Origin of the sequence: Enterococcus sp. DIV1089c, assembly GCF_050530965.1 — a bacterium.
Classification (GTDB): domain Bacteria; phylum Bacillota; class Bacilli; order Lactobacillales; family Enterococcaceae; genus Enterococcus_B; species Enterococcus_B hirae.
This window is the reverse complement of record NZ_CP172888.1, coordinates 131,036-155,038: the sequence shown is the minus strand read 5'-3', so window position 1 is coordinate 155,038 and position 24,003 is coordinate 131,036. Positions and strand designations below refer to the sequence as shown.

At 37.0% G+C, this 24,003-nt stretch carries 22 protein-coding genes and 2 pseudogenes; 9 read left to right on the top strand and 15 right to left on the bottom strand.

Annotated features, from left to right (window positions below):
- Nucleotides 1-7 precede the first annotated feature (7 nt).
- The 3 genes from IGL30_RS00790 (at nucleotide 8) to brnQ (ending at nucleotide 4,138) form a co-directional block, all read left to right on the top strand.
- Entirely contained in the window at nucleotides 8-748 is a 741-nt protein-coding gene (locus IGL30_RS00790; RefSeq protein WP_010720365.1) for an amino acid ABC transporter ATP-binding protein, read from the top strand.
- Nucleotides 749-1,019: 271 nt separating this feature from the next.
- Complete coding sequence (locus tag IGL30_RS00785) at nucleotides 1,020-2,375, top strand: amino acid permease (protein WP_088745049.1); 1,356 nt, start codon at nucleotides 1,020-1,022, stop codon at nucleotides 2,373-2,375.
- 407 nt (nucleotides 2,376-2,782) lie between these two features.
- Nucleotides 2,783-4,138, top strand: a complete 1,356-nt coding sequence (gene brnQ / locus IGL30_RS00780) for a branched-chain amino acid transport system II carrier protein (RefSeq protein WP_010736841.1) — start codon at nucleotides 2,783-2,785, stop codon at nucleotides 4,136-4,138.
- A gap of 606 nt (nucleotides 4,139-4,744) precedes the next feature.
- Here brnQ and IGL30_RS00775 read toward each other — a convergent pair.
- From IGL30_RS00775 to treR, 8 genes are all read right to left on the bottom strand, one after another.
- Complete coding sequence (locus IGL30_RS00775) at nucleotides 4,745-5,080, bottom strand: hypothetical protein (RefSeq protein WP_088775186.1); 336 nt, start codon at nucleotides 5,078-5,080, stop codon at nucleotides 4,745-4,747.
- A 160-nt stretch (nucleotides 5,081-5,240) separates the two neighbouring features.
- Nucleotides 5,241-5,615, bottom strand: coding sequence for a hypothetical protein (locus IGL30_RS00770; protein ID WP_010720369.1), 375 nt, complete (start codon nucleotides 5,613-5,615; stop codon nucleotides 5,241-5,243).
- A gap of 136 nt (nucleotides 5,616-5,751) precedes the next feature.
- Nucleotides 5,752-6,216, bottom strand: coding sequence for a low molecular weight protein-tyrosine-phosphatase (locus tag IGL30_RS00765; RefSeq protein ID WP_123874909.1), 465 nt, complete (start codon nucleotides 6,214-6,216; stop codon nucleotides 5,752-5,754).
- Nucleotides 6,217-6,229: 13 nt separating this feature from the next.
- Complete coding sequence (locus tag IGL30_RS00760; RefSeq protein ID WP_010720371.1) at nucleotides 6,230-6,811, bottom strand: TetR/AcrR family transcriptional regulator; 582 nt, start codon at nucleotides 6,809-6,811, stop codon at nucleotides 6,230-6,232.
- A gap of 92 nt (nucleotides 6,812-6,903) precedes the next feature.
- Nucleotides 6,904-7,905 carry a Holliday junction branch migration DNA helicase RuvB gene (ruvB, locus tag IGL30_RS00755; RefSeq protein WP_010720372.1) on the bottom strand — a complete coding sequence of 334 codons (1,002 nt, stop codon included), beginning with the start codon at nucleotides 7,903-7,905 and terminating at the stop codon, nucleotides 6,904-6,906.
- A gap of 12 nt (nucleotides 7,906-7,917) precedes the next feature.
- On the bottom strand, nucleotides 7,918-8,520 hold the full coding sequence (gene ruvA, locus IGL30_RS00750; RefSeq protein ID WP_010720373.1) for a Holliday junction branch migration protein RuvA: 603 nt from the start codon (nucleotides 8,518-8,520) through the stop codon (nucleotides 7,918-7,920).
- Nucleotides 8,521-8,827: 307 nt separating this feature from the next.
- Entirely contained in the window at nucleotides 8,828-9,271 is a 444-nt protein-coding gene (gene msrB, locus IGL30_RS00745; RefSeq protein WP_034698687.1) for a peptide-methionine (R)-S-oxide reductase MsrB, read from the bottom strand.
- A 77-nt stretch (nucleotides 9,272-9,348) separates the two neighbouring features.
- Nucleotides 9,349-10,062, bottom strand: coding sequence for a trehalose operon repressor (treR, locus tag IGL30_RS00740; RefSeq protein WP_010720375.1), 714 nt, complete (start codon nucleotides 10,060-10,062; stop codon nucleotides 9,349-9,351).
- 233 nt (nucleotides 10,063-10,295) lie between these two features.
- Here treR and treP point away from each other — a divergent pair, with 233 nt between their 5' ends.
- The 3 genes and pseudogenes from treP (at nucleotide 10,296) to pepG1 (ending at nucleotide 13,305) form a co-directional block, all read left to right on the top strand.
- Nucleotides 10,296-12,281, top strand: coding sequence for a PTS system trehalose-specific EIIBC component (gene treP, locus IGL30_RS00735; protein WP_034698684.1), 1,986 nt, complete (start codon nucleotides 10,296-10,298; stop codon nucleotides 12,279-12,281).
- A gap of 465 nt (nucleotides 12,282-12,746) precedes the next feature.
- Nucleotides 12,747-12,869 (top strand): putative holin-like toxin, encoded by a 123-nt coding sequence (locus IGL30_RS00730; RefSeq protein WP_374220257.1) that lies wholly within the window; start codon nucleotides 12,747-12,749, stop codon nucleotides 12,867-12,869.
- A gap of 291 nt (nucleotides 12,870-13,160) precedes the next feature.
- A pseudogene (gene pepG1, locus IGL30_RS00725) lies at nucleotides 13,161-13,305 on the top strand (type I toxin-antitoxin system toxin PepG1).
- 215 nt (nucleotides 13,306-13,520) lie between these two features.
- Here pepG1 and IGL30_RS00720 read toward each other — a convergent pair.
- From IGL30_RS00720 to IGL30_RS00690, 7 genes are all read right to left on the bottom strand, one after another.
- The gene (locus IGL30_RS00720; RefSeq protein WP_088745053.1) at nucleotides 13,521-14,078 is read right to left on the bottom strand and encodes a Maf family protein; all 558 of its coding nucleotides are present in this window, start codon (nucleotides 14,076-14,078) and stop codon (nucleotides 13,521-13,523) included.
- Between the two features lie 28 nt (nucleotides 14,079-14,106).
- Nucleotides 14,107-16,206, bottom strand: coding sequence for a DNA mismatch repair endonuclease MutL (gene mutL, locus IGL30_RS00715; RefSeq protein WP_088745094.1), 2,100 nt, complete (start codon nucleotides 16,204-16,206; stop codon nucleotides 14,107-14,109).
- Between the two features lie 63 nt (nucleotides 16,207-16,269).
- Entirely contained in the window at nucleotides 16,270-18,882 is a 2,613-nt protein-coding gene (mutS, locus tag IGL30_RS00710; RefSeq protein WP_088745054.1) for a DNA mismatch repair protein MutS, read from the bottom strand.
- On the bottom strand, nucleotides 18,866-19,240 hold the full coding sequence (locus IGL30_RS00705) for a YlbF family regulator (protein WP_010720380.1): 375 nt from the start codon (nucleotides 19,238-19,240) through the stop codon (nucleotides 18,866-18,868). Before IGL30_RS00705 ends, mutS begins: the two co-directional genes overlap by 17 nt.
- A gap of 15 nt (nucleotides 19,241-19,255) precedes the next feature.
- Nucleotides 19,256-20,053 carry a TIGR00282 family metallophosphoesterase gene (locus IGL30_RS00700; protein WP_010720381.1) on the bottom strand — a complete coding sequence of 266 codons (798 nt, stop codon included), beginning with the start codon at nucleotides 20,051-20,053 and terminating at the stop codon, nucleotides 19,256-19,258.
- 167 nt (nucleotides 20,054-20,220) lie between these two features.
- A complete protein-coding gene (locus IGL30_RS00695; protein WP_088745055.1) occupies nucleotides 20,221-20,994 on the bottom strand; it encodes a Cof-type HAD-IIB family hydrolase in 774 nt (257 codons plus the stop codon).
- Between the two features lie 21 nt (nucleotides 20,995-21,015).
- The gene (locus IGL30_RS00690; protein WP_088745056.1) at nucleotides 21,016-21,651 is read right to left on the bottom strand and encodes a DNA alkylation repair protein; all 636 of its coding nucleotides are present in this window, start codon (nucleotides 21,649-21,651) and stop codon (nucleotides 21,016-21,018) included.
- A 447-nt stretch (nucleotides 21,652-22,098) separates the two neighbouring features.
- On the opposite strand from IGL30_RS00690, the gene rpsD reads away from it, so the two are divergent.
- The 3 genes and pseudogenes from rpsD to IGL30_RS00675 all read left to right on the top strand — a co-directional run.
- Nucleotides 22,099-22,710, top strand: coding sequence for a 30S ribosomal protein S4 (rpsD, locus tag IGL30_RS00685; RefSeq protein ID WP_010720384.1), 612 nt, complete (start codon nucleotides 22,099-22,101; stop codon nucleotides 22,708-22,710).
- Between the two features lie 324 nt (nucleotides 22,711-23,034).
- Complete coding sequence (locus IGL30_RS00680; RefSeq protein WP_010736828.1) at nucleotides 23,035-23,583, top strand: biotin transporter BioY; 549 nt, start codon at nucleotides 23,035-23,037, stop codon at nucleotides 23,581-23,583.
- A gap of 260 nt (nucleotides 23,584-23,843) precedes the next feature.
- A pseudogene (locus IGL30_RS00675) lies at nucleotides 23,844-23,981 on the top strand (transposase); the annotation flags it as partial.
- Nucleotides 23,982-24,003 lie beyond the last annotated feature (22 nt).

The following is a 24,003-nucleotide window of genomic DNA, read 5'->3' as shown; positions in this document are numbered from 1 at the left end:
AAGAATCATGAGTGAAGAAATCATTAAAATCAATCATTTAAGAAAAAGCTTCGGTGAAAATGAAGTATTAAAAGACATCAGCATGGATATCCATAAAGGTGAAGTTGTAACCATCATTGGTTCTTCTGGCTCTGGTAAATCAACTTTCTTACGCTGCATCAACCTTTTAGAAAAACCTACTGGTGGCGAAATTATGTATAATGGTGAAAATATTCTTGCGCCAAAATATAACTTGCCTAAATATCGAACAAATGTCGGAATGGTATTCCAATCGTTCAATCTTTTCAATAACATGAATGTCTTAGAAAACTGTATGTCTGGTCAGACGACTGTCTTAAAAAGAAACAAAGACGAAGCTCGTAAAGTCGCTCTTGAAAATCTAGAAAAAGTTGGAATGGAACGTTATATTGAAGCCAAACCTTCTCAATTATCAGGTGGTCAAAAACAACGTGTGGCAATCGCTAGAGCCCTCTCAATGGACCCAGATGTAATGTTATTTGATGAACCAACCTCAGCACTTGATCCTGAGATGGTCGGAGAAGTATTGAATACCATTCAAGACCTAGCTCACACTGGTTTAACGATGATTATCGTGACACATGAAATGGAATTTGCAAAAGATGTTTCTGATCGTGTCATCTTCATGGATAAAGGTGTTGTTGCTGAAGAAGGAACCTCTGATGATATTTTTGTTCATCCAAAAGAAGAACGTACCAAAGAGTTTTTATCACGTATCTTAAAAAAATAGAAGAAAGCCTTTATCCGAAACGACAGGTTCGTTTTGATAAAGGCTTTTCCTTTTTTGGGAAATGATTCACTATTTTCTCATGTTTATCTGCAATCTATTTGAACACCATTCATTAATTCATCAGTCGATCAGTCCTCTCCTCTTAGATTGATTGGTCTGATTGCATTTGTTTGAAAATGAATTTTTGAATATTTTCTGAATTAAGTTGTAATTTTTAGAAAATTCTATTAATATAGAAATTATCAAATTTTTTAGTTAGGATGATTAAACAATGGTTGAAGAGCAACAAGAACTACAGCGTGGACTTAAGAATAGACACGTTCAATTGATTTCGATTGGTGGTGCGATCGGAACAGGTCTTTTCTTAGGAGCAGGAAAAACGATTCAATTAGCTGGTCCCTCTATTTTACTGGCTTATCTTATTACCGGGTGCGTTTGTTTCTTTATTATGCGTGCCTTAGGTGAACTTTTATTATCTAATACAAATAATCATTCATTTCTTGATTTTGTTGCAGAATATCTTGGAAAAAAAGTTGCTTTCGTAACAGGTTGGACTTATTGGTTTTGTTGGGTTGCGATCGCCATGGCGGATTTGACAGCGATCGGGATGTATGTCCGTTACTGGGTTCCAGGAGTCCCACAATGGCTTCCTGAATTGATCGCTCTGATTTTACTGCTTGGTTTAAACATGGTGGCTGTTTCACTATTTGGTGAATTAGAATTTTGGTTTGCTTTGATCAAAGTCGTTTCCATTATTGCATTTATTATCGTTGGTATTTACATGATTCTTACCCATTACAAAACAAGTGCTGGACCTGCTAGTATCACCAATCTCTGGTCACATGGCGGCTTTTTCCCAACTGGTACGAAAGGATTCATTCTTTCCTTTCAGATGGTCACATTTGCCTTTACAGGAATCGAATTAGTCGGTTTGGTTGCTGGTGAGACCAAAAACCCTGAAAAAGTCTTACCCGAAGCTATCAATAATATTCCTATTCGAATCATTCTTTTTTACCTTGGTTCTTTGTTCGTTATCATGTCTATCTATCCTTGGAATAGCTTAGATGCGAACAACAGCCCATTTGTCGAAGTGTTTTCAGAAATTGGGATCACCGTAGCCGCTTCTTTGATTAATTTAGTCGTATTGAGTGCTGCGGCTTCTGCTTGTAACAGCGCGATCTACAGTACAGGACGTATGTTACGCTCTCTTTCACAAGAAGGTAGCGCGCCTAAAAAATTCCGTCAGTTGACTTCTCACCGTGTACCAGGAAATGCGTTAGTTTTTTCAACTATTGTGATTTTTATTTCCGTTCTCCTAAATTATGTGATGCCTAGTGAAGTATTTACACTCGTCAGCAGTATTGCGACTACTTGCTTTTTATTTATCTGGGGAATACTCGTTTACACTCACTTAAAATATCGTAAAAGTATGTTAGGTAAAAAAGAGCATACGTTCAAAATGCCTTTTTATCCTTATAGTAATTTTCTTGTTTTTGCCTACATGATTTTCATTTGTCTAGTTTTATTTCTTGGCAAAGACACACGTATTGCCTTACTCTTAACTCCTGTTTGGTTTATTGGGTTATTGATCATTTATCGAATGAAATACGAGAAACAATCACTTTGAAATACAGACAACAATCCATACTAAAAAAAATAGATTGATAAAAGTATGTTAGGACTCTCTTTTTTATAAGCCGCAAAAAATCTTTAGAATATGAGATTGAGACAAAAGTGTTTCGCATCAAGAATAAGAAGGAATTTCCGAAGATGCCACTTTTGTCTCACCATTTATTCGGTTTTAGAGCTTCTAGAAGCGACTGAGGCAAGTTTTGGCTCAGCCTCCAGATTTTTTGGTCAATTACTTATAGAACATCTCCCCTTCAATTACTCTCTCACAGAACCACTCAGGATATAATGATTATTTCAACTCAAGATCAATACTTTATACTCATTATTTGATTAGAAAAACATTGCTAAACTACGTTATTTTTGTTACTTTAAAAAAAGTATAAATAAGTAAAGGAGAAATCTATGACAAAAAAATTGACGTTCAAAGAAAGTATGTTTATCGGTTCAATGTTATTCGGTTTATTTTTTGGTGCTGGTAATTTGATTTTTCCCGTTCACATGGGACAAGAATCTGGCTCTGCCGTTTTCTGGGCCAATCTTGGCTTCTTAGTAACTGGGATCGGACTACCTTTTTTAGGTGTAATTGCCATCGGTGTTTCAAAAACATCAGGGGTTTATGAATTAGCAGAACGGATCGGCAAAAAATATGCTTTGGTTTTTACTGTTTTGCTTTACCTCGTCATCGGACCGTTTTTCGCCTTACCAAGATTAGCAACTACCTCTTTTGAAATTGGTTTAGCTCCATTTATCCAAGCCAAGCAACAACATGTATTTTTAGTTATTTTTAGTATTTTATTTTTCTTCACTGCTTGGTGGTTATCCAGACGGCCTACTAAAATCCTTGATTATGTAGGAAAATTCCTTAATCCTGCCTTTTTGATTTTACTAGGAATCTTGTTGGTACTTGCTTTTATTCATCCATTGGGTGCAATCGATCAAGCTACTGTCCAACCTAGTTATCAAGAACATGCTTTCTTTACTGGTTTTACCCAAGGATATAATACGTTAGATGCACTTGCTGCCTTAGCATTTGGTATCCTTATTGTTACTACGATTCGCAATATGGGTGTAACAAAGCCTTCTGAGATTGCTAAGGATACGATCAAATCTGGTGCAATCAGTATCGTTTTGATGGGAATCATCTACACATTACTTGCTTATGTGGGAACAATGAGTCTCGGTGGATTTGCTTTAAGTTCAAATGGCGGGATCGCCTTAGCGCAAATCGCAGATCATTATTTAGGAACTTATGGCAGCATCTTGCTCGCTCTTATTGTGATCCTTGCTTGCTTAAAAACAGGGATTGGACTAATCACTGCTTTCGCAGAAACCTTTACCGATCTGTTTCCTAAAAGAAATTACATTGTATTTGTGACACTAGCTAGTGCACTTGCTTGTTTGGTCGCTACTGTGGGATTGACAAATATCATCCAAATTTCATTACCTGTCTTGATGTTTATTTATCCTTTAGCAATGACCTTGATCTTACTCGTTCTTGTGGGTCCATTGTTTAAACAACGTCCTGCTGTTTACCGCATGACCACTTATTTTACACTAATTGCTTCAATTTTAGACGGTTTAAATGCTTGCCCAGACGGAATCAAGCAAACCAGCTTTGTCAAAACGTTGTTAGACTTCGCAACGAATTATCTGCCATTCTTTAAATTAGGAATGGGTTGGATCGTCCCAGCATTGATTGGTTTAGTAATTGGCTTGATTTGGAGTATGGTTAAAAAAGAAACACCTGTTGTAGAGTAACGGCATCTAGAACGATCATTCTTCTAAAAGAAGGAACGGTGTGCTATCATCACTTCTGTGAAATGAACAGAGCATATTTGAAGTAACTTTCCATTATTAGATTGCATCTAACAGTGGAAAAGTGCTTCAAATATGCTCTATTTATATATACAAGAAGGAACCTGTGTATTTTACTTCTATTTTCGGCTCTGAATTTTTTACTAAGTCATTAGAATCAACAGATAACTGACAAAATTACTTTTTGAATGAATCCATTGGATGTATTTAACTATTTAGTCAAATGGCTAGCAGAAATATATTTTCCTAAAAAAATTACCAACTTCCAAAAACTTTCGTCACAAAAAATTCACAACTCCTGAGTAATATATAAGCATACCAACAAACAACCCTAACAACACTTTTTCATTTTTAACTCCTTATCCTGCTAGCTCCCCGGCTAGCAGGACTTTTTTATTGAACTAGAAATGGCTGAGACAAACCTGAAAAATAGTTTTGTCTCAACCATTTTGTGTTTTAGTTTATCTATCACCAACCAGCCAGCTTTTGTCATTCCTAGTAGTCTTGCCAAATTTTCAAAGTATCATTCTTGTTTTTCGTTTTATCGTATCAAAAAAACTGCCAATTCATCCAAGTAGGATTATGAAAACCTGTAAAGTAATAGAGGCAGAAATAAATTACCCAAACACTGCCAACTAAGACATCGATTCGTTTTCCAACTTTAGATTTTACTGATTCTCCCAAGCCAACAAACACCATCATCAGACCAATCAAAAATAAATTTAATGCGTTTGTATAATAGTTATCCAAATCTGGAAATAGGACGAACACTATATTTAAAGAAACAACGATTGCAGCTACAGAAAGGAATAAAGAATCAAATATATTCCATCCGGCTATCTTCCAATTTTTGGTCATATAATTAATCAAACGATTCTTTGGCACCCATAACACCTCTCTATTGATTGATAAAATCCATCTATCCTCATGACTTAATTATGTACTGCTCTAGTATTGATTTTAAGTTTTCTCTTCGCCAACATCATATGAAAAAAAGCAAAAAGCGACGGAAAATGAAGAATCTATTCCATCGCTTTTTTTGCTTCTATTTAGATAACCGCTCTTGATCTCCTGCTGGAGAAAGACTGGTGATTTTTTCGATTTGATCAATTGGAACCATTCGTATTTGTTGTTCCTTGTTTTGTAGGCGAATCATGACTACTTCTTTTTCAACATTTTTTGTAGCTACCCAGCCTGAAATCGTTTCGTACTTATTACTTTTTCGATTGGCTCTTACTTGTAAAATCACTAAACTATGTTGAGTAGCTGCTTTTTGCAGCTCTAAAACAAACTTTCCTTGCAAACGTACATTCTCTGCTATTTTTTCAGTGTCATTTACAAAAGAATCAAAAAGCTGATACGACGTATGCGTGACTAACTTGGTCAATTTCTTCATTGGTGATACTGTTTCTTCGTTCATTGAATGCACTCCTCCTTTAGCTAAGAAAGTGTTACTTAATTAACTATATTCTACCTAAGATTTAACGAAATAACAAGAATATTATCTATACTGAGCAACCAAAAGAAAGCGTTACCTATATAGATATATTGTTATTTTATTTATCTTTTTTCCATTCTTGCATCCAATACTTGAGCCCTTCAGTCAATAATTGGTAAGTTTCGTCAAAGTTATCGGTATAGTATGGATCAGGAACATTTTGTGTTTCTTTTCCAGGAACCCGACTTAAAAATAAATGGATCTTATGTTGTGCGTCGGTCGGTGCCATCCGTTGTAAATCCTCTACGTTAGATTGATCCATGCCAATGATCCAATCAAATCGTTGAAAATCTTCTTCTGTGATTTGGCGTGCAATCATTTGACTCGTATCTACGTTCTCATTTTCTAAAATTTTCTTTGTTTCTTTATGAGGTGAACGCCCCACTTCATAAGTGCTTGTCGCTGCAGAATCAATCAAAAATCGATCAGATTGTCCGTCTTCAGCTACCATTTTCTTCAACAAACCTTCTGCCATTGGTGAACGGCAAATATTTCCTAGACATACAAATAAAACTTTCGTCATGTTTGCTCTCCTTCTAATCATTCGTTTCCAGCTCTTCTTTTGCATACAACCGATAGGAATATAATTCTGTATCTTTGGCTAAGCGGAACAATTGGACGGCGATTTCTAGAGGCGTCTCTTCGTAATCATGTGTAATCCAATTGATTAGAACCCCACTACATCCATAAGAAAAAAAACGAGCATAAAACAATTTGTCCGCTTTTGATAACTGCTTTTCTTCATCCATTTGATCAAAAATCTTAATAAATGATTGCTGGATAACAGCAGTAAACTCTTTTTGTAGTATTTCTTGGTCAGATGTAACAGTGTTCGCATAAAATTCTTTTTGTGCAGCAATTGCCTTCAACATTTTTAATGCTTGCTCTTCCCAGTTGTCTAAAGAAAGCGAATGAGGATCTAAATAGCATAAACAATCTTCGTAATACACCCATCGCAACAAATCGTATTTATCTGTAAAATGGTAGTAAAATGTTTGGCGATTGATGCCTGCCTCATGGGCGATTTTCTGTACACTGATCTTTTGAAAAGACTGCTTTTGACATAAATCAATCAATACGTTTTTAATCAATTGCTTAGTATGCGGTGTATCGCCCATCTCATCATCTCCTATCTTCTTTACAAAAACTTCTCATTCTACGATTTTTTTGAAAAAGTATTTATATGGACAGTCGATTCAAGTATCACTTTTTATACTTGATAATCATAACCAAAATGTTCATAGGCATACGGTGTGGCGATCCTTCCACGAGGTGTCCGTTTCAAGAAACCTTTTTGGATCAAAAAAGGTTCATACATATCTTCAACAGTTTCTCTTTCTTCACCAATATTGACAGATAATGTACTCAATCCAACTGGTCCGCCACCATATAATTCAATCATCGTACGTAATAGTTTCTGATCGACATAATCCAAACCTGCCTGATCGACTTGTAACAACGTTAATGCTTGATCGGCAATAGTTTGATTGATCTTGCCATCTCCCTGTACTTGTGCAAAATCACGTACCCTTTTTAACAAGCGGTTAGCAATCCGTGGTGTTCCTCTTGAACGTCTAGCAATTTCCAGTGCACCTTCTTCAATGATCTCTGTTTGAAAAATATCAGCAGAACGAATCACGATTTCTCTTAAATCAGCTTCTTCATAATATTCCATATGAGAAATGATCCCAAATCGATCACGAAGTGGCGCTGAAAGCATACCTGCACGAGTTGTTGCGCCAATTAATGTAAAAGGTGGTAAAGGAAAATGAACAGGATGAGCAGTTGGTCCTTGTCCAACCATAATATCAACGTAAAAATCTTCCATGGCAGAATAAAGCATCTCTTCTGCTACACGAGGTAATCGATGAATTTCGTCAATAAATAAAACATCGCCAGCTTCTAACTCATTTAAAATAGCAACCAGATCTCCTGGTCGCTCGATTGCGGGACCACTAGTTGTTCGTATATTGACTGCCATTTCATTCGCAATCACCATTGCCATTGTCGTTTTCCCTAATCCCGGCGGACCATATAACAAAACGTGATCCAACGGCTCTTCCCTGTGACGGGCAGCTTCAATATATATTTTGAGTTCCTGTTTCACTTTCTTTTGACCAATATATTGGGAAAGTAACCGTGGGCGGAGGGTCTTCTCTAAACTTAATTCATTCTCGCCCGTTTCAGGGGATAATAACTGTTCATCGGTCATCATTTTCCCTCCTTATTTTTTCATCATTAATTTTAAAGCTTGGCGTAAGTATTCATCTGTTGTGAGATTTTCTACTTCTTTTAGTTGTTTCTCGACCCGCTTGACCTCTTTATCACTATATCCAAGTGCTGATAAAGCTTCCATTGCTTCTGATAATGCCGTCGCATCTTGTGCTGTACTTTCATCAAATAAATTGAAGGGCGTATCGATACTTAATTCGCCAAATTTTCCTTTTAAATCTAAAATCATTTGTTGAGCTGTTTTTTTACCCACACCAGGGAATTTGGTCAGATAAGTCACATCCCCTGTTTCAACCGCTTGAATCAATCCTGAATGATCATCACTAGCCATAATCGCTAAGGCACTTTTTGGTCCAATTCCTGAAACACTAACTAACCTTAAAAATAATTGTTTTTCTTCTAAAGAATCAAATCCGTACAGAAGATGTGCATCTTCTCGAATGACCTGATGGACGTAAAGTTTGATTTCTTTGTTTAGCTTACTACTATAACGATAGGGATTGCCTAATGCAATTTGATAACCGATCCCATTTGTTTCGATTACTAAATAATAAGGATTGATAAAGGTTACTACACCTGTAAGATATTCATACATCTGTTATCCTCTTTCTTTCACACACATATGTTCGCATATTTTCTTCCATTGTAGCATACTTTTTCTTTTGAAAAAAGAGAACAGAAGATCGAGCTACGCTTCTCCTTTTTAACGTAAGTTTATCAAGGTTTTTAGGATAAACATTTTTTGCAAGAGATTTTAATTTGAACGATCAGAGTTTCAGCACTTTCCTCAAAACAAAGGATCAATATTCAGGAAACAACGCTTCAATAAAGATAAATAAGAAAAAACCTTGAAACAATCAAAAATTGTCTCAAGATTTTTTACCCAAAAATAAAGCTCTTCCTTATTCAACTTGTGATAGATATTCTCCATATCCTTGTTCTTCCATTTCTTCATATGGAATAAACTTTAAAGCCGCAGAATTGATGCAATAACGTAGTCCGCCTTTTTCAGCAGGACCATCATTGAATACATGCCCTAAATGAGAATCTGCTTGACTGCTTCGCACTTCCACTCGGTGCATACCATGAGAAAAGTCGGCCTTTTCTTTAATATCTTTTCTAGTGATTGGTTTACTGAACGCCGGCCAGCCACATCCCGCATCGTATTTTTCGGCTGAGCTAAACAATGGCTCCCCACTGACAATATCGACATAGATCCCTTTTTCATAGAAATCATCATATTTCCCACTAAATGGTCTTTCTGTTGCGTTTTCTTGCGTCACAGCATATGAAATTGGAGATAATTCCTCTTTTAAATCACGCTCATTTTTCTTGAAATCGCCCACTAAAAACGCCTCCTTTTTCTTTTAATCATAACGACAAAAGTATCAGAAGCAAACATTCTGCTCATAGTAATAATTGCTTAGACTTTACGACGTCTAGCAAACTCGACGAAACGAAATTTATCTAAACGGTGAATTGATTCTGTATACTCGAAACACCTTGTATCTTCGAGGTGAACCAGTCCTCTTACTACCACGACATAGCGATCTCCATGTAGATCCATCATCTCTTCGATTTCAGGAGTTACTTCTTCAACGGTAATTTCTTTCTGGGCGTAAGCAATCGTTAGTTGCAATTCATTTTCAAAGTATTCGTAGATCGAGCCAGCAGCTTGTGTTGCTGTTAAAGTTGGTACCACATTTTTTAATAAATAATCACGATCTAATATGACCACTTCTCCATTGATTTTCCTTTGACGAATCAAATGCCAAACCGGCGTTTTTTTCTTCCAGCCTGTTATTTCACTCAATGATTGGTCCACTTCTGTTTCTTCGATTAATTGAACGATGGTTTCACTTGGGATTCGTTGTGTTTCCTGTAATTCTTTGTAGCTTGTTAATCCTGCAATTGGAAAATCAAATCGATTGCGATCTAAAACAATCGAACCCTTTCCTTGTTTCTTTTGGATATAACCTTCAGTCGTTAACAGGTTAAGCGCTTTTCGAATTGTTTCTCGTGAAACACCATAAATTTGAATCAGCTGATTTTCACTAGGGAGCAAAGTATGCGGAGGATATTGTTGATCCAAAATTTTTTGCTCTAAATCTAAAAAAATTTCATTAAATTTATTCATTACATTTCCTCCACTTAATATTTAATTTCTTTTATTCGCATATAAACTATACTACAGCTTTTTTGTTATTTCAATCGCCCCCTCTTTTCACATATCCCTACACTAAGCCAAGTGTAACGATTACATTTTTTCATTTTTCGCTTGTAAAACGCTTGCAATAGTAGGAAGAAACAAGTATAGTATGGATAAGATAACTTGTGTATACAAGTTTAAAAAGAAAGGGGTTTATTCCTATGGCAAAGTACCAAGCAGATGCTGAGAAACTGTTAAAGGAAATTGGTGGAAAGGAAAATATTGCTGCAGTTAGTCATTGTGCCACTCGGATGCGCTTTGTCTTAAATGATCCAAAAAAAGCCAATGAAGAAGCAATCGAAGATATTCCTAGTGTGAAAGGGATGTTTACCAATGCTGGGCAATTCCAAGTCATTATTGGTAACGATGTTTCAACCTTTTACAACGACTTCGTTGCTGTATCAGGTGTTGAAGGCGTATCCAAGGAGCAAAGTAAAGTTGCTGCTAAACAAAATCTCCACCCTGTCCAACGAGCAATCGCTGTTTTGGCAGAAATTTTTACACCATTGATTCCAGCCATTATCGTAGGGGGACTGATTTTAGGTTTTCGGAACGTATTAGAAGGAATCCAATTTGAAAGTCTTGGTGGAACAATTGTTGAACACTCTCAATTTTGGAACGGCGTAAACGGCTTTTTATGGTTACCTGGCGAAGCAATTTTCCATTTCTTACCAGTTGGTATCACTTGGAGTATCGCGAAAAAAATGGGCACTACACAAATATTAGGAATTGTTTTAGGGATTACGTTAGTTTCACCGCAATTATTAAATGCCTATAGTGTCGCATCAACAGCTGCGGCTGATATTCCATTTTGGGATTTTGGTTTTGCTCAAGTTGATATGATTGGTTATCAGGCACAAGTCATTCCAGCGATGCTTGCTGGATTTATGTTAGCTTATCTTGAAATTTTCTTCCGTAAATATATTCCACAGTCGATTTCTATGATATTTGTTCCATTGTTCTCTCTACTCCCAACAGTCTTAGCTGCCCATGTCATCTTAGGGCCTGTGGGTTGGACAATCGGTAGTTGGATCTCAAATATTGTTAATACTGGCTTGACTTCTTCAATTAGTTGGTTATTTAGTGCCGTCTTTGGTTTCTTATATGCACCTTTAGTAATCACCGGCTTACACCATATGACGAATGCAATTGATATGCAATTGATTGCCGATTTCGGCTCTACGAATCTTTGGCCAATGATTGCTTTATCAAATATCGCACAAGGTTCGGCAGTTCTTGCGATCATCTTCTTACATCGCGGAAATAAAAAAGAAGAACAAATCTCGATTCCAGCAATGATTTCTTGTTATCTAGGGGTAACTGAACCTGCAATGTTTGGGATCAATCTAAAATATGTTTACCCATTTGTTGCCGCAATGGTTGGTTCAGGTTTAGCTGGAATGTTTGCCAACTTGATGAATGTACGTGCTAATGCAATTGGTGTTGGTGGACTACCTGGTATTCTAGCTATCCAAGCAGAAACTTGGGTTCCGTTCATCATTTCTATGATCATTGCAGTTATTGTTCCATTTGGTTTAACCGTAATCTTCAGACGTCAAGGGATCTTAAATAAAATCGATCCTGCTGTACCCGTAGAAGACACAACTGGCTTACAACTACAAACAGCTGATGGAAACAACGTTTCACCACAAAAATTTGAAGCTGCCAATGCAACAGCAGTTTCTGCTCCGACAGAAGAGTTATTCGCTGTAGCAGATGGACAAATCAAGGAAATCACCGAAGTAGCAGATCCTGTTTTTGCTCAAAAAATGATGGGTGAAGGTTATGCTGTACTACCTTCCAACGAAAAAGTTTATGCTCCAGTCGCTGGTAAAGTAACAAATATTTTTGATACACAACATGCGATTGGTCTTTTAACTAATGAAGGTCTGGAAGTTCTCGTTCATATGGGTCTAGATACTGTCGAATTGAATGGGCTACCTTTTACGATCCATGTAAAAGAAGGCGATTCAGTCACGCCAAAAACACAACTAGCCGACATGGACCTCACAGCAATTGAGCAGGCTGGGAAGAAAACGGACATCTTAGTTGTATTAACAAATAATGAAAAAGTTGCTGCCTTAACATTAGATCAAACAGGTCTCGTTCGTCATAGCGAACAAATTGGAAAAGCGCAACTAAAATAAAAAATACTACTGTATAAAAATAACCTGAAAAAATTCTTCTAGTGAATTTTTTCAGGTTATTTTTCACTCTTTAAGCATTGGTACTTTCATCAACACTTTAGTCAGTTTGATCGTCACTATGCTTAAAAACGACAAAAAGAAATAGCCGTCACTTTAACCGAAGTCTGGCTATTTCTCTTTGAAATATCTGATTAAACGGTCACCGTCTTTCGCGGTGCTGTCCAGGGGAGTTGTTGGTCGCAACTCCTCTTTCGTTTTCATTATACCAATTACTTCAGGTATTTACAACTTTCGCAAAGATAGAATTCCTCTTAAAAAACCCTAAATAAAAATAACATTTTTATGTTTTAAAAAACACATTTCTCGTGGCGATAATATGCTACAATAAACTCGACAGTAAAGTGGATCGACGGTGGCAACTTCTCACAAAGGTGGTGGTGCTTATGGGAATAAGTACTAAAATCTATGAAAGGAGTTCGCTTTTTGTCTGCATATGAGATCGTTCAAACGATGCTTGGCTTTGGTACTTTCACCATCGCTTTAGTCAGTTTGATCGTCACTATGCTTAAAAACGACAAAAAGAAATAGCCGTCACTTTAGCAGAGTATGGCTATTTCTAAACCAAAATAAAACTTTGCCACCGTCTTTCGCGGTGCTGTCTAGAGGAGTTGTTAGCGCAACTCCTCTTTCATTTTCATTATACCAATTACTTCAGGTATTTACAACTTTCGCAAAGATAGAATTCCTCTTAAAAACCTTAACTAAAAATAACACGTTTATGTTTTAAAAAACACGTTTCTCGTCGCGATAATGTGCTACAATAAACTCGACAGTAAAGTGGATTGACGGTGGCAACTTCTCACAAAGGTGGTGGTGCTTATGGGAATAAGTACTAAAATCTATGAAAGGAGTTCGCTTTTTGTCCGCATATGAGAACGTTCAAACCATACTTGGCTTTGGTACTTTCACCATTGCTTTAGTCAGTTTGATCGTTACTATGCTTAAAAACGACAAAAAGAAATAGCCGTCACTTTAGCGAGTATAGCTATTTCTTTTTGAAATATTAAACTAATTCGCCACCGTCTTTCGCGGTGCTGTCTAGAGGAGTTGTTGTCGCAACTCCTCTTTCGTTTTCATTATACCAATCACTCATACACTTTGCAATTCTAAATATGACTGAAAGTAGTGGACACAAACTTGAACGTTCCTATCTCAATTTCTGATTTCCGTCAACTGCAGCTACATAAATTTTTTCAAACCTTGGTAAACTGGACCGATTGGAAATCCAACAATACTATAATAGTCGCCTTGGATCTCTTTAACAAATGCACCTGCAAAACTTTGAATACCATACGCACCTGCTTTATCCATATAATCACCGGTTGCTAAATAGGCTTCGATATCCTTAGTTGTCAAAGGATAAAAGGTCACCTTAGCTTGTGCTAAGATTTTTTCTTCTTGATCACCTTTCGTCAGCACCACGGCTGTATATACTTCATGCGTTTTCCCACTAAGTTTTTGAAGGATAGCTTTTGCCTCTTGTTCATCCGCTGGTTTACCGATGATCTCATCATTGAAAACAACTGTCGTGTCACTTGCAATCACCAATACATCATTATCGTATTGATGTTTGACTACTTTTGCCTTTTCAGTTGCCATTCGCTCAACATAATTTTTAGGTTTTTCTTGAACAAAAGGTGTTTCATCGATATCAGCCGGATGAACATCAAATGCACTAACCAGTCGCCCTAATAATTCTTTTCTTCTAGGGGACTGCGAAGCTAACACAATTTTCATCTGTTTCTTCTCCTTTTCATGAGGCTCATTAATGTGGATCTTGGATGCGTTTAAACATTCTTTCCATATCTGAATTAGTAAAATGGATCAACACAGGGCGTCCATGAGGACAATTAAAAGGATTTTCACATTGGGCTAAGTCCTTCAATAAAACCCTCGCCTGAGCTTCATTCAAATAATGATTTGCCTTGATTGAACGTTTACAGCTCATCATGATTGCTGTGGCTTCTCTAAATTTCTTCACGCTAACACTACCCGTTGTTAATAACATATCGATCATTTCTCGAATAATCGCTTCTTCCTCTCCAGCTGGATACCAAGTAGGATGTGCTCTGACGATAAAACTATTTTGACCGAATTCTTCTAGATAAATACCTGCTTCTTCAAGCAATTGTTTTTTCTCTTTCAGTTTCAAAGCATCACTATTGGGATAATCTAATACAAACGGCACAAGTAGTTCTTGTAGATCGTTAGAAACTTCGCCAATTTTTTCTCGAAAATATTCATACTTGATTCGTTCTTGCGCTGCATGTTGATCAATAATGTATAAGCCATCCTGACTTTGAGCAAACAAGTACGTTCCATGCATTTGTCCAAAATATTCTAATTGTGGAAAGCGTTGTGTTACCTGCTCATTTTCTAATTTCTGAATCGCTTGATCTAATGAGCGCCCATTTTGACTTAAATCAAACTCTGGATGTAGCGCTAAATCCTCACGATAAACTGTTTCTGAAGAAGTTTCTTCTTCAGCTGTTGTTTCATGCTCGTTGGAAAAGTTTTCAACAGTGGATAACTCATTTTCACTCTTATCCACTGGTTTTTCTACATAGTTATCAACAATATCACCAGAGTTATCCACTGTTTTTCTTTTGCTTTCTGGATAACTAGTAGTTTCTTCAGAAAACACAGGAGAGTTTTCAACATTATCCACAGACTTATCAACAGATTCATGCACAAACTCGCTTTGTTCTTCCGCTACAAAAAATGTTCCGGTTGTTTGATCAAAATTCAAGCTTTGCGGTTTCTTAGGTTTCGCTTCTTCAAAAGCGTAAGATAAATCAATTTCGATTTGTTCCGCTTTTGGTTGATCAGCAACCTTTTTCTTGAATCGCAAATTGTCAGCTGCACTGGGAATTAAGTTCTCCTGTACCAATGCTTTTTGAATCGCTTGAGTAATTAGCTCAGTTAATTCCTGTTCCTTCGATAAACGAACTTCTTGCTTTGTTGGATGGACGTTCACATCCACTAACAATGGATCCATTTTGATTTCCAGTACAGCGATTGGAAATCGCCCTACCATTAGTTTTGAACCATAGCCGGCTACAATTGCTTTATTCAAGGAAAAATTTTTGATAAAACGTCCATTAATGATGGTTGAAAGATAATTACGACTAGCACGAGTCACTTCAGGTAAAGAAATATAACCGAAGATTTCAAAATCTAAATCTTTCGCTTCAATCTTCAACATTTTCTTTGCTGTATTCAACCCATAGATTCCGGCAATCGTTTGTTTCAATTCGCCATTTCCTGAAGTTGCTAACATCTTATTCCCATCATGGACTAATCGAAAAGCAATTGCAGGGTGACTTAAGGCTAAGCGATTAACAATATCACCGATATTCGCCAATTCAGTATGCAACGTTTTGACATATTTTAAGCGTGCTGGTGTATTAAAGAAAAGATTGCTGACTGTGATTTTCGTTCCTTGCCTTAAAGGAGCTGGGCGGTGTTCCATTACCGCACCCCCCTTAAGCTCTAAATAGGTTCCTTGCGTTTCTTCTTGATTGGCTGTTTCTACCGTCATCTCTGAAACAGAAGCAATACTAGGCAATGCTTCTCCTCGAAACCCAAGCGTACGAATTCGGAAAAGGTCGTCACGATTGTGGATTTTACTTGTTGCATGACGTTTAAAGGCGTTCTCAACATCTTCTGTCAAAATACCTTCTCCATTATCAATCACTTGGATCGTTTTTAATCCTGCTTCTTCAACTAAAATATCGATTTGACTACTTCCTGCATCTATGGCATTTTCCACAAGTTCTTTGACTACCGAGGCTGGACGTTCGACAACTTCACCGGCTGCGATTTGATTGGCTAAGCGTTCTGATAATTCTTGGATTTTCGCCATCATTCTACGCCTTCTTCCTATATAGTATTTATAGTTAGCTTACTCTTCTTATTTATCGTTGATTTACAGCTGTTTTTTCAATTCATATAGTTGATTCAATGCATCCATTGGTGTCATTTCTAACAGATTCATTTGTTTCAATTTAGAAATAACTGCTGTTTCGGCATCGCTTAATTCACTGAACAAGGACAGTTGTTGCGTTTCTTCTTGTTCTATCGATACAGTATCAGTTACTGGTTGTGCTATTGCTTCAAGCGGCTCACTTGTAACAGCCACGGAATGATGGCTCACTTCTCCTGATTCTAATGTATGCAAAATATCTGCAGCTCTTGCTAATAAATTAGAAGGTAGCCCTGCAATTTTCGCTACATGGATCCCATAGCTTTTATCAGCTGGGCCATCCATCATCTTATGCAAAAATACTACTTCGCCGTCTTTTTCAACAGCTCCTACATGTACATTTTTTAATTGAGGTAATTCTTCCTCTAGAACTGTTAACTCATGGTAATGTGTAGAAAAGAGCGTTTTTGCTTGTACATGTTGATGGATATATTCAATGATCGCTTGAGCTAATGCCATTCCATCATAAGTCGCAGTTCCTCTACCTAATTCATCAAAAAGAATTAAGCTGTTTGGTGTCGCATGCCGCAACGCTTGATTGGCTTCCATCATTTCCACCATGAACGTACTTTGTCCAGCAATCAAGTCATCACTTGCACCAATCCGAGTAAAAATCCGATCAAAAATTGGTAAGATCGCTTTTTGCGCAGGGACGAAGCACCCCATTTGAGCCATTAAAACAGTTAATGCTAACTGACGCATATACGTACTTTTCCCTGACATATTCGGTCCAGTTATCAATAAAATCATTTCGTCTTCAGCCATATCCACACTATTGGGAATATATTCTTGATGTCCTAATACTTTTTCAACGACTGGGTGCCGACCTTCTTGAATCAGTAATTGGTGTCGATCCGAGACCATCTCAGGACAAACATATTGGTATCGCTCACTGATCGTAGCAAAACTTTGCAGAACATCGGCTGTACTGATTGATTTTGCTAAAATTTGTAATGGTTTGATCGCTTTTTTGACTTCTTCTCTCACTGCTAAAAACAGCTGATATTCCAAATCAACAGACTTTTCTTCTGCTTCTAAAATTTGCGTCTCTAACTCTTTTAATTCTGGTGTGATAAAGCGCTCTGCATTGGCCAATGTTTGTTTACGTTCATATTTTTCCAGTTCAACATTTGCCAGATTCGCTTTAGTGATTTCGATATAATAACCAAATACACGATTAAAGCCAACTTTTAAATTTTTGATCCCAGTCTGCTGACGTTCTCTTGCTTCTAACTCTGCTAGCCACTGCTTCCCATTAGTCATCGCAGAACGGTACGTATCTAACTGATCATTAAAACCATCTTTAATGATATTCCCCTCAGTAATTTGTAGGGGCGGGTCTTCTTGAATTGCTTGATCAATCAAATGAACCAGGTCATCCATCGGTTGCATTTCCTTCAATAAGTCAGTCCACTGACCTTGATCGATCCCTTCGATCAGTTGACGAATCAGCGGTACTTGTTCTAAAGAAGTCTTTAATTGAATCAAGTCACGCCCATTGACATTTCCAAAAGCCACTCTTCCTGCTAGGCGTTCTAAATCATAAACCTTCGTCAATGCACTTTGTAGATCAAGTCGTTCAAAATAGCTATTCAAAAGAGAAGCTACCATTTCTTGTCGTGCCTTGATTTGATTGAGTTGAATCAGCGGACGGTCAAGCCATTGTTTCAGTAAACGCCCGCCCATAGCTGTTTTCGTTTCATCTAGCAACCATAAAAGCGTGCCGTGTTTTTTTCCTGTACGTATGGACTGGCTTAGTTCGAGGTTAAACTTAGAATAGTAATCCATTTTCAAATAGTGATCCGGTTGATACTCGATCGCTTTTTGGATATGCGCAAGACTTCTTTTTTGTGTCACTGCTAAATAAGTAAGTAATTTTCCGGTCACTTCTTTTTCAAGTGGATCGGATAGCTCACTGGTTAAGAAATTAAACTCTGCATTTTCTTCACTTGTTTCTTGTTTTGAGAAAACTAATCCTAATCGATTCTTTAATTGCTCAGCAAGTTTTTCACTAATTTCATTTCCTAAAACAAGTTCTTTTGTTTGCAAAGCCGTCGTTTCGTTCAGTACAGCTTCTTCATCAAACAAATGAGCAGTTTTTAACTCCCCTGTGCTTAAATCAGCATAGGCAAATCCAAATTCGTTGCCTTGGCTAACAATTGCTGTCAAAAAATTATTGTCTTTAGCAGATAGTCCCTTACTATCCATGACTGTTCCAGGTGTCACTAATTGAATCACTTCACGTTTAACCATCCCTTTGGTGGTCTTAGGATCTTCTACTTGTTCACAAATAGCCACTTTGTAGCCTTTTTCAATTAAAATATCAATATAGCCTTGTGCTGCATGATGGGGTACCCCACACATTGGGATTGGTTCGTCTGCATTACGATTCCTGCTGGTTAATGTTAACTCTAAAATTTGAGACGCATTGATGGCATCTTCATAAAATAATTCATAAAAATCACCTAAACGATAGAACAAAAAAGCATCTTGGTATTGGGCCTTGATGCTTAAATATTGTTCCATCATTGGAGTATTCTTAGTTTTTTGAGGCATTGTCTTCCTCCTCTATCCAATTATTGATTTCATCTTGCAGCATTTTCGTCAAATGATGCAATAAATCATTTGCTTCAAGCAATTGTTTCCGATAAGCTACTACGATCGGATGTTGATCAAATTGTTTCGTCAATTGTTCGATCCGACCATTCGCTTCTTTTTCTGCTATTCTTTTCCCATAATAAGCATAATTTGCTGCTTCTTTTTGTGCAGATTTGATATCTTCCGTTAACTTTTCTAAATAGGAACTAGTTTGTACTTTTCGCTCTAGTTCGTGGTAGCGGATGATCGTTTCATGTTCACTTAAAAGTTGAGCTAATTTATCCGCTTCTCGTTGAATATTCGGCTCTTTATGCAAAAGATGTCTCACTTTCTATTCTAAAAATGGACGGTCCTCGTTGATCTGGATTAATTGGATGGTTTTCGCTTTACCAGTTGCATCATCAAATTCCAGTAAACAGCCACTCAAAATACCTCGTCCTCGTTCAACGACTTCAAAACGTTTCGGCAAAGCTGTTAAAAATTTTTCGATAACTGGTTCTCGGCGCATACCTAAAATTCCGTCATAAGGACCTGTCATACCTACATCAGTTAAATAGGCAGTTCCCTGCGGTAGAATCCGAGCATCATTGGTTTGTACATGCGTATGGGTCCCAATGACCGCTGAGACTTTTCCATCTAAGAACCATCCCATAGCTTGTTTCTCACTTGTCGTTTCTCCATGAAAATCAACGAAAATGATTGGCGTTCTTTTTTTTGCTTCGGCAATCAAGCGATCCATCTTGCGGAATGGATCATCTAAGTCGACCATAAAAGAACGTGCTTGCATGTTGATTACAGCTAGTTCTACTTGATTGACTTTCACGAATACCATTCCTTGACCTGGCGTTCCTTCAGGAAAGTTTGCTGGACGAACGATTTTTTTTGCTTGATCGATAAATTCAAAAATATCTCGGTTGTCCCAAGTATGATTGCCCATCGTGACAACATCTACACCGTCTTGTAAAAACTTTTTATAAATTTTTTCAGTTATTCCTCTTCCAGAAGCTGCATTTTCTCCATTTACAATTGTGACCTGTGGTTGATATTTCTTTTTTAAACGAGGAAGATAGGTTGTAATCATATCTCTTCCCATTGAACCTACTACATCACCAATAAATAAAACCCGCACACGTTTTCCTCTTCTCTTTTAACATCATTCTATATTATAGTTGTTTTTTTGTAGAAAGAAAAGGGCAGAAAAATCCTCTGCGTAACCCTCATCTGAAACTACTAAAAAACTAGCTGAAGTCAGTCTCCAACTAGTTCTTTTTACTATCCTAGATTATACTTGTTTATTTAAATCATGGAAAGTTGCTTCAATGCTTTCCAAATTCCATCTTCATCATTTGTATCAGTAACCAACTTCGCTTCTGCTTGTACCTCTGGAACTGCATTTCCCATTGCAACACCAATGCCTGACATACGCAGCATCTCCCGGTCATTTTGGCCATCACCGAAACTAATGATATCTTCTTGCGCAATTCCGACTTGTTCTGCTAGGTGTAAAATCGTGGCTGCTTTTGAACCGTCATGTGGAACAACATCCACACTTTTTTCATGCCAACGAACAAATCGAATCTTATCGTAACTAGAAAAATGATGATCGTAATTCTGATCAAAAAATGCTAAAGCTTGATAGATATCTTGTTCTTCCACAAAGTACTGATCAAGTTCAGGTAAAACAGCACCAAAAGAATGCATTGCCTCTTCCATCATTCCCACATGATTGGAAGAATAACGTTTGATATTATCTAGACTCACAAAAGCAGTATCGATATTTTTATCTTGTGCTTCTTTGACAAAATTGTCTAATTGTTCACGGTCAAGCAAATTTTTATAAACTTGTTCATGATCTAAAAAACCAGCAGCGCCATTACATAAGATATAATTTGTAAATGCTAGATCTCGGATAACCTCTTGCGCATGGAAACGACTACGCCCAGTAGCAATCGTTACCAAATGTCCTGCTTTACGTAACTTATCCAAGGCTTCTCTTGTGCTGTCTAATGCTTGTTTATTTGTGTTCAGTAGCGTCCCATCAATATCAAAAGCAAATAATTTACGTTTCATTTTTTTAGTCGACTCACTTTCTTATAAATACTTGCTTGCTTCTCTTCTTGTCAAAGCAGACCATTCTTTTGTCAATTGTTCTTTTACCCAAGAAACATTTGTCTTGCTATAATCGCGCAATGCCCACCCAATCGCCTTTTGAATAAAAAATTCCTTTGAGGAGCGATCTTCAGTAATCACTCGATCCAGCAACAGCTGATTGGTAGCTTCTTTAAATCCTAACTGTAACGTAATTGCTATTCGCCGAAGCCAAAAATCTTCTTTTTTTTCAAACAAAAGAGAAACCGTCTCTAATTGTTCCATATGAAGTTTACACCATGTAGCATAAACTTTCCGCCAAGTATCAATCGTATCCCACCATGCTTTTTCCGGTACCAATACAGACAATTCGACCAACTCATCCAATGATAAACGTTTGATGTTTTGTTGAATCAAATCAATCGCCAGGTACTGATACTCCCGTTCTTTTTTTTCATAATAATAGAAAACAAGGAAAAAAAGGTCTGGAACATCAAGCACTTTGCTTTCACGCAAAAGTGTTTGTTGCAATTTCCAACGTTCTGGTTTGGGCACACCTGCAAATGAGAACTGATTTCTCATATACATTTCCATTGGATGTGCTTTTTCTTCATTTTTTTGAAAAACTAAAAGTTCCAAGACAGTCCTCCTTGAAAAATCAAGCCCGTATCTTAGGTGACAGCTGAAAAATCACTGTCACTACCTTTTAGTGGCTCTGTAGGTTGAAAATAGGCTGTGCTTAAACAAGCATGATCCTTCATTTATTTCTTTTTAAGATTGGTACGTTTATTTTTCATTCTTTTAAAAGATACCCTCTTATTTTATAGAGTGAAACAAGGTTTGTAAAGCGTTTTTAAAGAGAAACGTACTTGACAGTTTCACCTTGTTTCCCTTATACTGGACTTTGTGTAAAATAATGCAGCGGAAAAATAATAATTTCGTCCCTAGTTCATTGCCCCGATTCGGGTTCAATTGCGTAACCGCGGCTGCAAAGGTGAAGATTGAAGAATGGACTACACGATTATGAATTTTTTATCGGATTATTTTACTCCAAAAACTAAATTTATTTTATTGGAGGAAATTTTAATGTCTCGTTATACAGGACCATCATGGAAAATTTCTCGTCGTCTAGGTATTTCATTATCAGGCACAGGAAAAGAATTAGCACGTCGCCCTTACGCTCCAGGTCAACATGGACCAAACAGCCGTGGCAAACAATCAGAATACGGTATGCAATTAACTGAAAAACAAAAACTACGTCACATGTACGGAATGAACGAACGTCAATTCCGTAACTTGTTCGTTAAAGCTAGCAAAATCAAAGAAGGTAAACACGGGGTTAACTTCATGATCTTACTAGAACAACGTTTAGACAATGTTGTTTATCGTCTAGGTCTTGCAACTACTCGTCGTCAAGCTCGCCAATTAGTTAACCATGGTCATGTGATGGTTGATGGCAAACGCGTTGATATCCCTTCATACCACGTTGAAGTTGGTCAAGTGATCTCAGTTCGTGAAAAATCACAAAACATGACAACAATCAAAGAAGCTGTTGAAGCAACTGTTGGTCGTCCAGCATTCGTAAGCTTCGATGCTGAAAAATTGGAAGGTTCATTAACTCGTTTACCAGAACGTGACGAACTATATCCAGAAATCGACGAAGCTCTTGTCGTTGAATACTACAACCAAAGCCTATAATTTTCAAAGCTTTGGCTTACAAGCCCACTATCTATTCGATAGTTGGGCTTTTTTTATGTAGATTTCCCTCTCTCTTTTCTAGCTCTCTTCTTTATTTGAATTTGATTCGCCTGTGTCACTTCTTGGAATCATGTATTGAGACCTGCAAAAAAGTTCAAAAATAAAACAACGTTTAAATGAACATATAACCTATCCTCAAAGGGAGACAGACTAATGTTTTGAAAGAATACTTCGTTTATTTAAAAAATATACTTTACAAAAAATAATTTTTCTTATACAATTTCGTTAACTTAGAAAATAAAAATGGTTAACAAAGGAGAACTTATGACAAAATCACTCAAAGAACTCATTCTTGCTGCAGAATTTGCAGCGATCATTGCCGTTCTTTCACAATTCACTTTCCCTTTAGGTCTAATTCCTTTGACTGGACAGACTTTTGCCATTGGGTTAACTGCTACTTTCCTTGGTAAGAGAACAGGAACTGTCTCCGTCTTGATCTATCTTTTATTGGGTCTTATTGGGTTACCTGTTTTCTCGGGGATGTCTGGAGGGATTGGTGTATTATTTGGTCCTACTGGTGGCTATCTAGTTGGTTTTATCCTCCAGTCTTGGCTAATTGGATTTATCATGGAGAAAGTCGGTTCTCGCTATCCTCTGACAATATCCGCAAACTTAGTTGGTTCAGCAGCCGCATTATGCTGTGGCATGCTTTGGTTAATGATCAGTAGCAGTCTTTCTCTTCACACTGCATTTTTAAGTGGATTTCTTCCTTTTATAATCCCTGAAGCAATCAAATCGATTGCTGCCGCTTCGGTAGGTTTGTTTCTAAAAAAACGTTTGTCTCGACTTCAGTTGTTTAGTATGGATAAATAACTAGACAAAACAACTACTACGTTGTATTCCTTTACGAAAAATTTTTTAAAATAAAATCGTCACTGATTCAAACTGATTGTGACATTACCTAAATTCCTTGAATTGTTGATAAATAAAAAAAGCTTACAATCGTAAGCTTTCAGACTATAGACAAAGTGCTTATTTATAGTGCTTTGTCTTTTTTATACGTTAAAACAGAATGATAAATTGGAGCTGTACCCTATGCTTTCAAAACAAAGTAAGTTTAAAGATCTCTATAAAAAAGAGAAGAAACGATTGAGCGAATATTCAGCACCACAAAAGAATTTCATGGGTTACGTTATACCAATCAAATAGGAATTGTAAAAATGCACATGAAAATCGGGCTTACTTTTGCTTGTCTAAATATGAAAAAGCTAAATCAAAAAATATCAAGCAAAA

Bases quoted from the DNA above. Each gene is read 5' to 3' on its own strand.
- mutL (WP_088745094.1), bottom strand. From the start codon at position 16,206: ATGGCGAAAATCCAAGAATTATCAGAACGCTTAGCCAATCAAATCGCA.
- IGL30_RS00680 (WP_010736828.1), top strand. From the start codon at position 23,035: ATGACAAAATCACTCAAAGAACTCATTCTTGCTGCAGAATTTGCAGCG.
- treP (WP_034698684.1), top strand. From the start codon at position 10,296: ATGGCAAAGTACCAAGCAGATGCTGAGAAACTGTTAAAGGAAATTGGT.
- IGL30_RS00790 (WP_010720365.1), top strand. From the start codon at position 8: ATGAGTGAAGAAATCATTAAAATCAATCATTTAAGAAAAAGCTTCGGT.
- ruvA (WP_010720373.1), bottom strand. From the start codon at position 8,520: ATGTATGAATATCTTACAGGTGTAGTAACCTTTATCAATCCTTATTAT.
- ruvB (WP_010720372.1), bottom strand. From the start codon at position 7,905: ATGACCGATGAACAGTTATTATCCCCTGAAACGGGCGAGAATGAATTA.
- IGL30_RS00760 (WP_010720371.1), bottom strand. From the start codon at position 6,811: ATGGGCGATACACCGCATACTAAGCAATTGATTAAAAACGTATTGATT.
- IGL30_RS00695 (WP_088745055.1), bottom strand. From the start codon at position 20,994: ATGAAACGTAAATTATTTGCTTTTGATATTGATGGGACGCTACTGAAC.
- IGL30_RS00720 (WP_088745053.1), bottom strand. From the start codon at position 14,078: ATGAAAATTGTGTTAGCTTCGCAGTCCCCTAGAAGAAAAGAATTATTA.
- IGL30_RS00785 (WP_088745049.1), top strand. From the start codon at position 1,020: ATGGTTGAAGAGCAACAAGAACTACAGCGTGGACTTAAGAATAGACAC.
- treR (WP_010720375.1), bottom strand. From the start codon at position 10,062: ATGAATAAATTTAATGAAATTTTTTTAGATTTAGAGCAAAAAATTTTG.
- rpsD (WP_010720384.1), top strand. From the start codon at position 22,099: ATGTCTCGTTATACAGGACCATCATGGAAAATTTCTCGTCGTCTAGGT.
- brnQ (WP_010736841.1), top strand. From the start codon at position 2,783: ATGACAAAAAAATTGACGTTCAAAGAAAGTATGTTTATCGGTTCAATG.
- IGL30_RS00730 (WP_374220257.1), top strand. From the start codon at position 12,747: ATGAAAGGAGTTCGCTTTTTGTCTGCATATGAGATCGTTCAAACGATG.
- IGL30_RS00765 (WP_123874909.1), bottom strand. From the start codon at position 6,216: ATGACGAAAGTTTTATTTGTATGTCTAGGAAATATTTGCCGTTCACCA.
- IGL30_RS00770 (WP_010720369.1), bottom strand. From the start codon at position 5,615: ATGAACGAAGAAACAGTATCACCAATGAAGAAATTGACCAAGTTAGTC.
- mutS (WP_088745054.1), bottom strand. From the start codon at position 18,882: ATGCCTCAAAAAACTAAGAATACTCCAATGATGGAACAATATTTAAGC.